Origin of the sequence: Achromobacter piechaudii NBRC 102461, assembly GCF_001571245.1 — a bacterium.
Taxonomy (GTDB): domain Bacteria; phylum Pseudomonadota; class Gammaproteobacteria; order Burkholderiales; family Burkholderiaceae_B; genus Achromobacter; species Achromobacter piechaudii.
Window position 1 is genome coordinate 318270 of sequence record NZ_BCTK01000013.1, and the last position, 12556, is coordinate 330825.

The following is a 12556-nucleotide window of genomic DNA, read 5'->3' on the forward strand; positions in this document are numbered from 1 at the left end:
GCCATGCAGGCCGCGCGCGCCATGGCAGCCCCATGAATAAGGCGGACCAGACCGCGCGGTCGGACCACGTGAACCGAGGCGCTCGCCTCGCGCAGCGGGCATGCGTGAACGCCGATCGGCGGGTAGCAGTGGGCGTGCAAAAGCCATCAGCCGGAGAAAACCCGCCGGTATCGGGTTGCCGCATTTTCATTCGCACCATCCGAGGTAGCCGATGTATCGGGGCTGGTGACGGACCCGTGCGTACCCGTTGCCACAAGGGCCCGGACCGCGCCAGAACCCAGCACGTGCAGCGTCGAATGACTATACGAAGGTGGGGCACGCGTCGCGCTAAGACGACTACGAATTGCCTATGTGATGACTAAGATTGTGTGCAGAGAATCCGATATACGGACGGTATCGGAAAGGCGCGCGCAGCCCGCCGCGCTGGCGTCATGGCTGCGCGTCAAAGGCCATGCGCCGACACGATTCGCCAAACTCTTTCAATGCGTCGTGCAGTTGCAAAACGATGGCGTCCAGCGATAGCAGATCACCTTGCGATTCCAAACAGGCTTCGCTCAGTACCGAACAGAGCCGGCTTAACTGCGCGTCGCCCGTCATCTGCGCCGCGCCTTTGATGCGGTGCGCCAGCTGGCGCAGCGCGGCGCGATCATTGCTGGCGTGCAAGACCTGCACGCGTCCCATGTCGATATCGTTGGCCTTGATGAAGGCGTGGGCCAGCGTGCGGATGCGCGCCGGGTCCGCGCCCGTCAGCTCGTAAAGCGTGCGTACTCGGCGCTCGTGCCGCAGCCGCGCAGCGGTCGGGACGACGCTGTGCGCAGCGCGCTCATACTGTGCAGGGCTGCGCCGGTCCAGGGATCGTGCAGGGTCTTCGTTGTCGTTCTTCTTCATGAGCGTGCTGGATGGTCTTGCAACTCTGCGTGTTTTGACGATAATCGCGAAAGCCGGTTGGGCGTGATGGGGATGCGTCTGACTCGCGCGCCGGATCGTTGCGAGTGGGGTATTTTCGTAGTATTCCTATTCTCTTATTGACGGTACCGCAGCACTATATCGGTCTATCGATATCGCTTCACGCGGCGGTCACCCATGCAACTCAGCCGATGAAAAAATGGAACTTGCTTGCGTCGGGCGTTATCCCCACGTGCAAGGCAATATGTTGCCCGGGGGGTCCCGATGTGGAAGAGGGAAATGCAGCAATGTCATCACGATACATTCGCGTGATCGTCGCCGACGACCACCCCGCCGTGGCGCTGGGGGTCAGCTATGAACTTGGACTGGACCCGGCCATCGATGTCATCGGATGCGCCGAAAACTCCACCGATCTGGTCGCGCGGCTTGAAACGCAGCACTGCGATGTGGTCGTGTCGGACTACACCATGCCGGGCGGTAAATATGGCGATGGCCTGGGCCTGATCGCTCTGTTGCGACGGCGCTATCCCGCGCTGCGCGTGGCGGTGCTGACCATGATCGACAATCCCACGCTGATCCGCGCCTTATTGGCTTACGAGAATCTTTGCGTGTTGAGCAAGTCGGATTCCACCAGCCACATCATCAACGCCGTGCACGCCATGTACCAGGGCAAGACCTACTACTCGCCCACCATCAAGGACATGATCGTCAACCAGGCTTTCGTGCTGGGGCGCGCGCGGCTGACCAAGCGCGAAGCCGAGATCGTGCGCCTGTTCTGCGCAGGCGCGACGGTCACGGAAATTTCGCAGATGTCGCATCGCAGCGTGCAGACGGTCAGCTCGCAGAAGCGAAGCGCCATGCGCAAGCTGGGTATCGAACGCGACGCCGACCTGATCAAGTACGGGGCGGACGCGGTCCAGAGCCAGCTGGGCGATGGCGGCTTTCCGGCATTGCCCCGGCAGGAAAAGGCGGTCTGGACCCCGGCCTGAAGCCGCTGGAGGTCAGAAGCCGACCGCCTGGCCGTCGCGTCGCGAATCCGATGCCGCCACGTAGCCGCCCTGCGGCAAGCGGCAAATCAATTGCGCCGAACCGAATTCCAGGCTGTCCACCGGCGCCACCGCCACATTGTGGCCGCGCTCGCGCAGCGTCTGCACCACGTCGGCGGGCAGATGCGATTCCACATTCACAACCGGGCCCTTCTCGACGCGGAAGCGCGGCGCATCGCTCATCGCCTGCGGGTTCTGCTTGAACGCCGCCAGCCGCGTGACCATTTGCAGATGGCCTTGCGCCTGCATCGATCCGCCCATCACGCCGAACGACATCAGCGCCTGGCCGCCGCGCGTGACGAACGCGGGGATGATCGTGTGCATGGGCTTTTTGCGCGGCGCCACCTGATTGGCGTGGCCGGGCGTCAGCACGAAATTCAAGCCTCGGTTGTGCAGGCTGATGCCCGTGCCCGGCACCACGACGCCGGAACCGAAGCCGTGGTAGTTGGACTGGATGAACGACACCATGGTGCCGTCCGCATCGGCGGTGGTCAGGTAGACGGTGCCGCCCGTGGCGGGCGTGCCGGCCGTGGGCACGCTGGCGCGGTCCATCGAGATCAGGCGCGCGCGCTCGGCCAGGTAGGCGCGGTCCAGCAAGGCCTTGGCGTCCGTGCGCATGTGGCGCGGGTCGGCCACGTGATGATGCAGGTCCGCAAACGCCAGCTTCATCGCTTCGATGCTGACGTGGTAGTAGTCGGCGCTGTCCACGCCCATGCCTTCCAGGTCGAACTGTTCCAGCATGCCCAGCGCCATCAGCGCGGAAATGCCTTGGCCGTTGGGCGGAATTTCGTGCAGTTCGACATCGCGGAACGATTGCGAGATGGGCGCGACCCATTCCGGGCGATGCTCGGCGAGATCCGTGGCGCTCAGTGCGCCGCCCGTCTGGCTGGCGAAGTCGCTGATCTTGCGGGCGAGTTCGCCGCGATAAAAGCTGTCGCCGCCGCTTTGCGCAATGTCGCGCAGGGTCTTGCCCTGCGCCGGGAAGCGCCACCATTCGCCGGCTTGGGGGGCGCGTCCTTGCGGCAGGAAGGCCTCGGCGAAACCGGGTTCGTGCGCCAGCTTGGGCGCCTGCGTCGCCCATTGGCGCGCGATGGTGGGCGATATGGGGAAGCCTTCCTCGGCATAGGCGATGGCCGGCTCGAACAGCTTGGCGAAGGGCAGCTTGCCAAAGCGGTCGGACAGCGCCTTCCAGCCGGCGACCTGGCCAGGCACCGTGACGGTGCCCCAACCGGTGCCGGGCATGGCCTCGCGGCCATTGAAGTATTCGGGGGTCCAGGCGGCGGGCGCGCAGCCGCTGGAATTCAAGCCATGCAGCCGGCCGTCGTGCCAGACCAGCGCGAACATGTCGCCGCCGATGCCGTTCATGACGGGTTCGACCACCGTGAGGGCAATCGCGGTGGCAATGGCGCTGTCAACGGCATTGCCACCGGCCAGCAGCATGCGTAGCCCCGCCTGCGCCGCCAGCGGCTGGCTGGTCGCGACCGCATTGGCGGCCAGGACCGGCATTTTTCGGGAAGCGTACGGAAAAGACCAATCGAAGGAGGGGGGCATGATGCTGGAACTCGTGGTTTAGGATTACTGCGGGGTGATGCCGGCTTGGTCGATCAGCTGCTTGGTACGCGGAATTTCGGCCTTGATGAAAGCGGCGAATTCCTCGCGGCTGCCACCACGCGGCTCGGCGCCGGCTTCGGCGAGCTTACCGCGCAACGTCGGATCCGCCAGCACCTTGTTCACGGCGCGGTTGAGCTTTTCCAGAATCGGGGCGGGCGTGCCTTCCGGCGCGACCAGGCCGTACCACGGGGCGATGTCGTAGCCCGCATAGCCTTGTTCGGCGATGGTGGGAATGTCCGGCGCCAGCGCGGAGCGCTTCGAATTGGACATGCCCAGCGCAAGCAGCGCGCCGCTCTTGACCTGCGGCAAGCCGGTCATGATGGTGTCGAAGTACATCGACACCTGGCCGGAGAGCAGGGCCGGGATGGCTTCGCCCGCGCCCTTGTAGGGCACGTGCAGGATGTCGATGCCGGCGATGGACTTGAGCATTTCGCCCGCCATGTGCGAGGTCGTGCCCGTGCCGAACGACGCATAGGTCAGCTTGCCCGGATTGGCGCGTGCATAGGCCACCATCTCGGGCAACGTCTTGAAGGGCTGTTGGGGGTTGGCCAGCAGGATGTTCGGCGTGTAGGCCACGAGCGACACCAGCGCGAACGCGTCCGGGTCGTAGGACAGGCGCTTTTGCATGAAGCGGTTGGTGACGACGGCGGCGGGGCCACCCATCAACAGCGTGTAGCCGTCGGGCGCCGAGCGGGCCACCGAGGCGCTGCCGATAGCCGCCGCAGCGCCGGGGCGCGCTTCAACCACGAAGGGCTGGCCCAGTTCGGTGGCCAGCGCCGCGCCCAGTTGGCGCGAGATCAGGTCCGTGGCGGAGCCGGCCTGGAACGGCACGACGATGCGCACGGGGTGCTGCGGCCAATCGGTGTCGGCGGCGGCGGTTTGTGCGCCGGCCTGGGCCGCGAAGGCAGCGGCGGCCAGGCCGGCCAGCGTCCGGATGAGACGAAATTTCATTGGATTCCCCTTGATCGCGTTATGGAGTGATCGCGCCGGGCGGGTCTGCTGCCCCTTCCGCCGCGTGACCCGCCCCAAAAGGGACCGGCCGCAGGCAATTAGACGGGAGGCCTCTTCTGCGGACCATTGGTGTTTGCATCCATGGATCACTGGATCCAGTTTGTGTTATTTTTGCGTTTATCTATCATGGCGGCTTCCAAGCCCCGGGAACGACAATGCTGCAATTCCAGAAGACAGCGATCAGCGCCGAAGACGAGGCTTACCTCCATCTGCAACGCGAAATCCGCCTGGGCCACTATGCGCCGGGCCAACGCCTGGTGCCCGACGTGGTCGCCACCGAGATCGGCACCAGCCGCATGCCGGTGCGCGGCGCGCTGCGCCGGCTGGCCTCTGAAGGCTTGGTTGAAATCCGCGCCAATCGCGGCGCGGTGGTGCGGGGCCTGAACCACCAGGAAATGCTGGAAGTGTTCGAAATGCGCTCGGTGCTGGAAGGGCTGGCCATGCGCAATGCCGTCCTGCACATGAACGCCGAACACGTGCGCCGCCTGACCAATATGCTGGAACAGCTGGACCAGGGTTCCAGCGACTATCTGGACTGGACGTCCGCGCACCGGGAATTTCATGAATACCTGTGCAGCTTCTGCCAGCAGCCCCGGCTGCTACGTCAGATCTCCGAGCTGCATTCCGTCGTCGAGCCCTACATGCGCCTGTGGGCGGCACAGCCCGGCCGCGTGCTGCGCGTGCGCGAATCGCATCAAGAGCTGATCGACGCGCTGCAAACGCGCGACCCGGCGCGCTGCGAAGCGGCAATGCGCCAGCACGTGTTGAACACGGTGCCCGCGTTGCAGGCCTTCCTGGAAAAAAAGGGCTGATGCTGTCCTGGCGGGCGCGAGGCGAGGGCGGCTGCCTGCGCTGACTGTGGCGCACGCTTGCGTCGTTGCTCGCAAGGTGTTGCGCCGATGCCCGCTGACCGAACAGGTTTTCTCATCACGCAGGCTTTCGGCTTATAGCCGGGAGTAATATGTCGCGTCGGCCGGCCTCTGGCCCCGGCAAGAACACGCCGATTCGCGCCGCGTCCTTCTCACCCGTATCGATAGCGGAATGTCATCCGCGCCTGTCCTGCGGTGTCTGCAAGCCCTGGCGCGTCCACGGCCATAAAAAGACATCGAGGAGACGGGTTTTGAACAAGCAAGAGTCGGGCGGCTGGTATTTCGGCTGGAACATCGTCGGCGCCGCCGCGGTACTCACCCTGCTGACGGTGGGGCTGCGCATGGGCATCGGGCCGTTTTTCCTGCCCATGGCCGACGGCCTGGGGTTTTCGCGCAGCCTGCTGTCGGGCATCGTTGCGGTGGGCATGCTCTGCTATGGCCTGGCCATGCCCCTGGCGGGCTACCTGGTCAGCGTGCGCGGTACGCGCTTCGTGCTCCTGACGGGCACAGCCATCGTCGTGGCCTCTGCGTTGTGGACGGTGTTCGCGCGCGGTCCCATCGAATTCCTGCTGTCCTTCGGCGTGGCGTTGTCCGTCGGCCTGGCCTTCACCAGCCCCGTGGCACTGACGCCCATCATCAGCCGCTGGTTCACGCGGCAGCGCGGCATGGCGCTGTTTTTCCTGTCTACCGGCTCCATGGCCGGCATTGCCTTGATGACGCCCACGCTGACCTTTGCGATTGCCGCCGTGGGTTGGCAGGAAACGCTGTTGGCCTTCGCCGTGCTGTTCGCCTTGTTGACCGTGCCGATGGCGCTGTTCGTCATGCGCGATGCAGCGCCCGAACACACCGACCTCTTGCCGCACCAGATTCCTGACGGCAAGGCATCGGCGCGCACCGCCTCGCCCACCAGCAAGGCCCCCGCGCCGAATGTGCGCGACGCCCTGCGCACGCTGCCGTTCTGGCAGGTGGCGCTGGGCCTGTTCGCCTGTGGCTACAGCATGAACCTGCTGGGTACGCACGGCATGCCCATGCTGATGGACCATGGCTTTGACGCCACCACCAGTTCGCTGGGCATCGGCCTGATCGGGCTGGTCGCCATCTTCAGCACGCTGGTGCTGGGCCGCATGTCCGACCAGGTCGAGCGGCGCAATATCCTGGCGGCGATCTATCTGGTGCGGGGATTGGGTTTCTTCGCGCTCGTGATGGTGGGCGCGCATTGGGAGCTGTACGCGGCGGCCACCATCGGCGGCATCGTGTGGGCGGGCAGCATCGCCTTGTCCTCGGCCATCCTGGCGGACGTCTATGGCATCCGCCTGGTCGGCGTGCTGTATGGCCTGACCTACCTGGGTCATCAGGTGGGCGGCATGATCAGCTCGTGGCTGGGGGGCTGGGCGTTCGACACCTTCCACACGCACTGGGTCGCTTTCGGATCCGCTGGCGTGTTGCTGCTGCTGGCGGCCGCCATCTCTTTGCGGTTGCCCGGACGCGGCCTTGCGCGCGCGCCGGCAACCGCCAGCCGCTGAAATCAGCGGTCTTTCAAGAGCGTGACCAGTTCCGGCACGTAGCGTTCGCCACCGCCTTGCGTCACGGCCTGGTCGAACGTGTGCTGCACGGCGGCGCCGATCTCGCGCACGGCGCCGGCTTCGGCCGCCATGGTGTTGTAGTAGGACAGGTCCTTTTGCGCGTTCGACATGAAAAAGCGCAGTGACGACGGATCCTGCTCCAACAGATAGGGCTTGATGCGTTCCAGCGCCACGCCGCCGCCGCCGCCCTTGCCCAGCACGTCGGCGAACACGGCCGGGTCGATATCCGAGCGCAGCGCGCACGCGGCGGCTTCGGACAGCAAGGCCACCACGCCCAAGGACACGTAGTTGTGCAGCAGCTTCATGCGATGGCCGGCGCCCACGGGGCCGGCATGCGTGATGTTTTCGGCAAAGCAGGCCAGGATGGGCTTGCACTCTTCGAACAGCGCCGCGTCGCCGCCGACCAGCAGGTTCAAGCGGCCTTCGGCGGCCTCCTTGGGCGTGCGCGTCATTGGCGCGTCCAGGAAGCGGCCGCCGGCATCCGTCACGGCCTCGGCAACCTTGACGGTCGACGACGGAATGGCGGTCGAGCAGTCGATGATGACCGTGCCCGCGCGCAAGCCTTCCAGCACGCCGCCTTCGGACAGCAGCACGGCTTCGACCTGCGGGCTGCCGGTAACGCAAAGGATGATGACGTCCGACTGAGCCGCCAGCGCGGCGCCGCTGGCCACGCTGGTCGCGCCAGCCGCTTTCAGCGCGTCCAGGGGCTGATTGCCCGGATGCTCAAGCACTGTCAGCGTGTGACCATGCTTGACCAGATTGCTTGCAATGCCGTGGCCCATGAGGCCAATACCAACCATGCCGACTTTCGCCATCTTCGACTGCTCCTGCCATGTATAGGAATGTTGTGGCGTAAATCTTACTCTTAGATCTCCCCGGGCATGAAGCCGCCGCGCGACCAAGTTGCGCCTGTGCTTGCAATCCAGGGCACCTGCTGTTTGCGTACGCTGCGCGTACAACTCTTGCCATCGGGTATGTCCGAGCAGATGGGGTTTGCGATACTTTCAGCCATCCAATATCGGATGCTCTTGATTTCACGCCATGACTGATTCCATACCCGAAGGCTTTGCGCCGTGGCGCCCCAGCAGTCCGTTCATGACGCATCTGGCGGACCTGGGCACGCTGTACCGGCGCGACGCCGACAGCGTGCTGGCGCTGCGTGTCAACGAAGCGCACACCAACATGCATGGCATGGCGCACGGCGGCCTGTTGGCCACGCTGGCGGACAGCGCGCTGGGGCACACCATCGCCGAACAGGCGCAGGTGTCGATCGTGACGGTGCAAATGTCGGTGGAATACCTGAACGCGGTGCAGCCCGGCGACTGGCTGCAAGCGCATGTGCAGATCGACAAGCAGGGCAAGCGCCTGATCTACGCCCACTGCCTGCTGCGCGCGGACGGACGCGTCATGCTCAAGGCGAACGCCGTGTTCGCCGTGCGCGCCGCGCCATCGCCCGTGTCGGACGGCTGACGGCCGGGCGCACGCACGGCGCATCACGCGCGGCTCACGCCCGCGCCCACGCTGCGAAACAGCTTTGAAAAGCCACGAACGCAGCGTTCGAAACTTTCAACTCCTCATGGAACGAGGGCGCGAACATAATTCTCCGAAAGCAGTTGAACAACGGAGACACTATGCTTCACAACGCCCTGCGCGGCATCAAAGTCGTGGACTTGTCGCGCATACTCGCCGGCCCCTGGTGCACGCAGAACCTGGCCGACCTGGGCGCCCAGGTCATCAAGATCGAACACCCTACGCGCGGCGACGATACGCGCGGCTGGGGCCCGCCTGACCTGCAATCCGAAGACGGCGGCGCGGCCATGTCCGCCTATTTCATGGCGTGCAACCGGGGCAAGCAGTCGGTCGCCATCGACTTCGCCTCGGAAGCGGGCGCCGACCGCGTGCGCGAGCTGGTGGCCGACGCCGACATCCTGGTCGAAAACTACAAGGCGGGCGGGCTGCGCAAGTATGGGCTGGACTACGACACCCTCGCTCGCATCAACCCGCGCCTGATCTATCTGTCCATCACCGGCTACGGCCAGTCCGGCCCCCTGGCCCAAAAGCCCGGCTACGACTACGTGTTCCAGGGCATGGGCGGGCTGATGAGCTACACCGGCCAGCCCGATGGCACGCCCGGCGCGGGTCCGTTGCGCACCGGAGTCGCGGTGGTGGACCTGATGACGGGCATGTACGCCACGTCCGCCGTGTTGGCAGCCCTGCGCCAGCGCGACCAGACCGGGCAGGGCATGCCATTGGATATCTGCCTGCTTGACGTCGCCGTGGCGCTCAACGCCAATCAGGGCGCCAACTACCTGGTGTCCGGCGTCGCGCCCAAGCGCAGCGGCAATGCCCATCCGAACTGCGCGCCCTACGAAGTGTTCGCGTGCGCTGACGGCCACCTGATCCTGGCGATCGGCAACGACGGTCAGTTCTCCCGCTTTTGCGAAGTGGCCGGCCATCCCGAATGGGCGCTGGACGCCCGCTACGCCACCAACAGCGCGCGCCTGGCGCACATGGACAGCCTGCGCGCGAGCGTCGCGCAAGTCTTGGCGGCCGCGCCGCGCCAGCACTGGACCGACGCGTTCGACCGTAGAGGCGTGCCGTGGGGGCCGATCCACACGCTGGACGAGGTCTTTGCCCACCCGCAGGTGCTGCATCGGCAATTGGTGCAGACCGCCGCGCATCCCGTGCTGGGCGAAATGCGGCTGGTGCGCAACCCGCTGTTGGCCGGCACGCCGGTTGACGCGCTGGGGGCGGCGCCGCCCTTGCTGGGAGAACACACCGACCAAGTGCTGGGCAGTCCGGCCACGATTTGAACCACCCCTGAGGAGACAACAATGAAACCGATCCACACGACGCTTGCAGTCCTGCTGGCCTGCCTGGCCACACCCGGCCTGGCCAACGCGGACTATCCCGACAAGCCCATCCGCCTGGTGGTGCCCTATGCCGTGGGCGGCACCACCGACATCATTGCCCGCGTGGTGGGCAACAAGCTGGGCGCGCAACTGGGCCAGTCGGTCATCATCGAAAACAAGCCGGGCGCGGGCGGCAGCATCGGTTCAGCCTACGCCGCCAAGCAGCCGGCCGATGGTTATACGCTGGTGATGGCCGTCGAAAGCTCGCACGCCGTCAACCCCAACGTCTACGCCAAGAGCGCCTACGATCCCGTCCGCGATTTCGCGCCGATCAGCAACCTGGCTGACGTGCCCAACGTGCTGGTGGTGAACCCCGGCATGCCCGCGGCCAGCCTGCCGGCCTTTCTGAAGCTGCTTAAGGCCGAGCCCGGCAAGTACGCGTTCGGCTCGTCGGGCAATGGCGGACTCAGCCATATGAATGGCGAACTGTTCATGAAGACGACCGGAACGCGCATGCTGCATGTGCCTTACAAGGGGCTGGGCCCCGCCTTGAACGACCTGGTCGCCGGCCAGGTGCAGGTGGTGTTCGACAACATCCCGTCGTCCTATCCGTTGATCCAGGCGCAGCGCATCCGCCCCTTGGCGGTCGCGGCCAGACAGCGGCTCAAGGTCCTGCCCGACGTGCCCACTTACGCCGAGGCGGGCCTGCCCGCCATGAACCACCCGTCGTGGTTCGGCCTGGCCGCGCCTGCGGGCACGCCGGCGGCCGTGCTGGACACCTTGAACGCAGCCGTGCGCCAGACATTGGCGGACCCGGCCACGGTCGAGGCCATCGAACGGCAGGGCGCCGTGCCCAGCCCGATGTCGCGCGAGGAATTCGGCGCCTTGATCGCAGAGTCCTACGGTCACTGGAAGACGGTGGTCGAGGACATCAAATTCGAGAAAATGCAGTGACAGGAGCGCATGTGAACATCACCAACCTGAGCTTTCCCCATGCCGCCGTGCAGATCGACGCGGCTGGCATCGCCACCCTAACCATGCAGGATGCCGGCGTGCTGAACATTCTTGGCACCCCCGTCATCGATGGCTTGCGCCAGGCGCTTGCGCACTTGCGCGACGACGACTCTGTGCGCGTGCTGGTGCTGCGCGGCTCGGGCGACCGCGCTTTCGTGGCCGGGGCGGACATCGCCGAAATGGCCGCGCTGAACGAAGCCAGCGCCCAGCGTTTCATCTCGAACCTGCGCGACCTGTGCAACGCGGTCCGGCATTTTCCCGTGCCGGTGATCGCCCGTATCCCCGGCTGGTGCCTGGGCGGCGGGCTGGAGTTCGCGCTGGCTTGCGACTTGCGGATCTGCTCGGACGAGGCGCAGTTCGGCATGCCCGAAGTCAAGGTCGGCATCCCGTCCGTGATCCATGCCGCGCTCATGCCTCGTCTGATCGGCGCCGCCAACAGCGCGTGGCTGCTGCTGACGGGCGAACTGATCGATGCGCGCCGCGCGCAGGATTGGGGCTTGGTCAATGCCGCCGTGCCGCCCGCGCAGCTGGATGACGCCGTGAACAAGCTGGCGCAAGGTTTCGCGGCGTTGGGCCCGGCCGCGCTGCGTCAACAAAAGACCTTGCTGCGCCGCTGGGAAACGATGTCGGTGGACGACGCCATCGAAGACAGCGTTGCGGAATTCGGCGCAGCCTTCAACACCGGCGAACCGCAGAAATTCATGAACGACTTCCTGGCCAGCAAGCGCCGCAAACAGGGGTGATCAGCTCTCGCCGCGCGTGGCGGCGACGGTCGGATCGTCCAGCAGGTATTCGGCAACCTGCTCCACGAAGGGCGACAGCGGCACGTCGGCCTGCGTCACCAGCGTCAGTTCGCGCAGCGCCCAGGGTTCGCTGATGGCTACCGCCGCAATGCGCTGATCGCGCAGCGCGGCGGCCGCCACGCTGCGCGGCACCAGCGACACGCCCACGCCGGCCTCGACCATCGACAGGACGGCGTCGAAGGTGTGCACATGGATGCGCACCTTGGGCGCCTTGCCCGCAAGCCTGGCCATGTCGCGCAAGAAAATATAGTTGCTGCTGGCGCGGCTCATGCACACGAAATCCAGATCCAGCACCGCCGGAAAGCGGATGGGCGAATGCTGCACCACCGGATGGTTCAGCGGCGCCGCGATGATGAGTTCGTCCATCGCATAGCGCACCGCCTGCACGCCAGCGGATTCGGCGTGGCCCGCGAAGATGCCGATGTCCGCTTCCTGCCCCGCGATAGCGGCTTCGATGGTGTTGCTGGAGCGCTCTTCCAGCAGGATGTTCACGTTCGGATTGGCCGACAGGAACCGGCTCAGGCTGGGAACGATGAATCCGTTCAACGAACTGCTGTTGGCGAACAGCTTGACGCTGCCTTTGAGCCCGCTGGCAAAGCCGCTGACTTCGCCATGCATGCGCTCCACGCCGGCCAGCAGCGAGCGCACGTGCTTGAGCACGAAAGCGCCTTCCGTCGTCAGCTCCATGCCGCGCGCCTCGCGCTTGAACAGCGGCACGCCCATCGCCAATTCCAGGTTCTTCAAGCGATAGCTGGCGCTGGACGCGGTCAGGTGCACCGTGTTGGCTCCGCCCGACAGGCTTTGGGCCTCGGCGATGGCCAGGAACAGGCGCAGGTCGGTGAGTTCGTAACGCATGCGAGT

General features: G+C 65.6%; 12 protein-coding genes. 7 read left to right on the forward strand and 5 right to left on the reverse strand.

The features are described 5' to 3' along the window. Positions 1–429 precede the first annotated feature (429 nt). Complete coding sequence (locus API01S_RS24485) at positions 430–888, reverse strand: Hpt domain-containing protein (protein ID WP_061306395.1); 459 nt, start codon at positions 886–888, stop codon at positions 430–432. A 305-nt stretch (positions 889–1193) separates the two neighbouring features. Between API01S_RS24485 and API01S_RS24490 the strand changes: the two genes are divergently transcribed. After that, positions 1194–1895, forward strand: a complete 702-nt coding sequence (locus tag API01S_RS24490) for a response regulator (protein WP_006220743.1) — start codon at positions 1194–1196, stop codon at positions 1893–1895. 12 nt (positions 1896–1907) lie between these two features. Here API01S_RS24490 and ggt read toward each other — a convergent pair whose 3' ends face one another. Then, on the reverse strand, positions 1908–3503 hold the full coding sequence (gene ggt / locus API01S_RS24495; RefSeq protein WP_061306396.1) for a gamma-glutamyltransferase: 1596 nt from the start codon (positions 3501–3503) through the stop codon (positions 1908–1910). Positions 3504–3527: 24 nt separating this feature from the next. Next, positions 3528–4514: a Bug family tripartite tricarboxylate transporter substrate binding protein gene (locus API01S_RS24500; protein ID WP_006220740.1), complete on the reverse strand. Its 987-nt coding sequence runs from the start codon at positions 4512–4514 to the stop codon at positions 3528–3530. Positions 4515–4729: 215 nt separating this feature from the next. Between API01S_RS24500 and API01S_RS24505 the strand changes: the two genes are divergently transcribed. Then, positions 4730–5386: a GntR family transcriptional regulator gene (locus tag API01S_RS24505; protein ID WP_006220739.1), complete on the forward strand. Its 657-nt coding sequence runs from the start codon at positions 4730–4732 to the stop codon at positions 5384–5386. A 308-nt stretch (positions 5387–5694) separates the two neighbouring features. After that, entirely contained in the window at positions 5695–6966 is a 1272-nt protein-coding gene (locus API01S_RS24510) for an MFS transporter (RefSeq protein ID WP_006220738.1), read from the forward strand. A 2-nt stretch (positions 6967–6968) separates the two neighbouring features. On the opposite strand, the gene API01S_RS24515 is transcribed toward API01S_RS24510, so the two are convergent. After that, on the reverse strand, positions 6969–7841 hold the full coding sequence (locus API01S_RS24515) for an NAD(P)-dependent oxidoreductase (RefSeq protein WP_006220737.1): 873 nt from the start codon (positions 7839–7841) through the stop codon (positions 6969–6971). A gap of 226 nt (positions 7842–8067) precedes the next feature. On the opposite strand from API01S_RS24515, the gene API01S_RS24520 reads away from it, so the two are divergent. From API01S_RS24520 to API01S_RS24535, 4 genes are all read left to right on the forward strand, one after another. Continuing rightward, on the forward strand, positions 8068–8496 hold the full coding sequence (locus API01S_RS24520; RefSeq protein ID WP_006220736.1) for a PaaI family thioesterase: 429 nt from the start codon (positions 8068–8070) through the stop codon (positions 8494–8496). 161 nt (positions 8497–8657) lie between these two features. Further along, the gene (locus API01S_RS24525; RefSeq protein ID WP_061306397.1) at positions 8658–9839 is read left to right on the forward strand and encodes a CaiB/BaiF CoA transferase family protein; all 1182 of its coding nucleotides are present in this window, start codon (positions 8658–8660) and stop codon (positions 9837–9839) included. Between the two features lie 21 nt (positions 9840–9860). Next, positions 9861–10832: a Bug family tripartite tricarboxylate transporter substrate binding protein gene (locus API01S_RS24530; RefSeq protein WP_061306398.1), complete on the forward strand. Its 972-nt coding sequence runs from the start codon at positions 9861–9863 to the stop codon at positions 10830–10832. A 17-nt stretch (positions 10833–10849) separates the two neighbouring features. Beyond that, positions 10850–11635, forward strand: a complete 786-nt coding sequence (locus tag API01S_RS24535; RefSeq protein WP_061306431.1) for an enoyl-CoA hydratase — start codon at positions 10850–10852, stop codon at positions 11633–11635. Here the strand turns inward: API01S_RS24535 and API01S_RS24540 are convergent, their stop codons facing one another. Further along, entirely contained in the window at positions 11636–12550 is a 915-nt protein-coding gene (locus API01S_RS24540; RefSeq protein ID WP_061306399.1) for a LysR family transcriptional regulator, read from the reverse strand. It lies immediately after the preceding gene. Between the last annotated feature and the right edge of the window lie 6 nt (positions 12551–12556).

What these genes read in the sequence shown, in the direction of transcription:
- API01S_RS24490 (WP_006220743.1), top strand. Translation starts at nt 1,194, where the DNA reads ATGTCATCACGATACATTCGCGTGATCGTCGCCGACGACCACCCCGCC.
- API01S_RS24520 (WP_006220736.1), top strand. Translation starts at nt 8,068, where the DNA reads ATGACTGATTCCATACCCGAAGGCTTTGCGCCGTGGCGCCCCAGCAGT.
- API01S_RS24525 (WP_061306397.1), top strand. Translation starts at nt 8,658, where the DNA reads ATGCTTCACAACGCCCTGCGCGGCATCAAAGTCGTGGACTTGTCGCGC.
- API01S_RS24515 (WP_006220737.1), bottom strand. Translation starts at nt 7,841, where the DNA reads ATGGCGAAAGTCGGCATGGTTGGTATTGGCCTCATGGGCCACGGCATT.
- API01S_RS24505 (WP_006220739.1), top strand. Translation starts at nt 4,730, where the DNA reads ATGCTGCAATTCCAGAAGACAGCGATCAGCGCCGAAGACGAGGCTTAC.
- API01S_RS24540 (WP_061306399.1), bottom strand. Translation starts at nt 12,550, where the DNA reads ATGCGTTACGAACTCACCGACCTGCGCCTGTTCCTGGCCATCGCCGAG.
- API01S_RS24500 (WP_006220740.1), bottom strand. Translation starts at nt 4,514, where the DNA reads ATGAAATTTCGTCTCATCCGGACGCTGGCCGGCCTGGCCGCCGCTGCC.
- ggt (WP_061306396.1), bottom strand. Translation starts at nt 3,503, where the DNA reads ATGCCCCCCTCCTTCGATTGGTCTTTTCCGTACGCTTCCCGAAAAATG.
- API01S_RS24485 (WP_061306395.1), bottom strand. Translation starts at nt 888, where the DNA reads ATGAAGAAGAACGACAACGAAGACCCTGCACGATCCCTGGACCGGCGC.
- API01S_RS24530 (WP_061306398.1), top strand. Translation starts at nt 9,861, where the DNA reads ATGAAACCGATCCACACGACGCTTGCAGTCCTGCTGGCCTGCCTGGCC.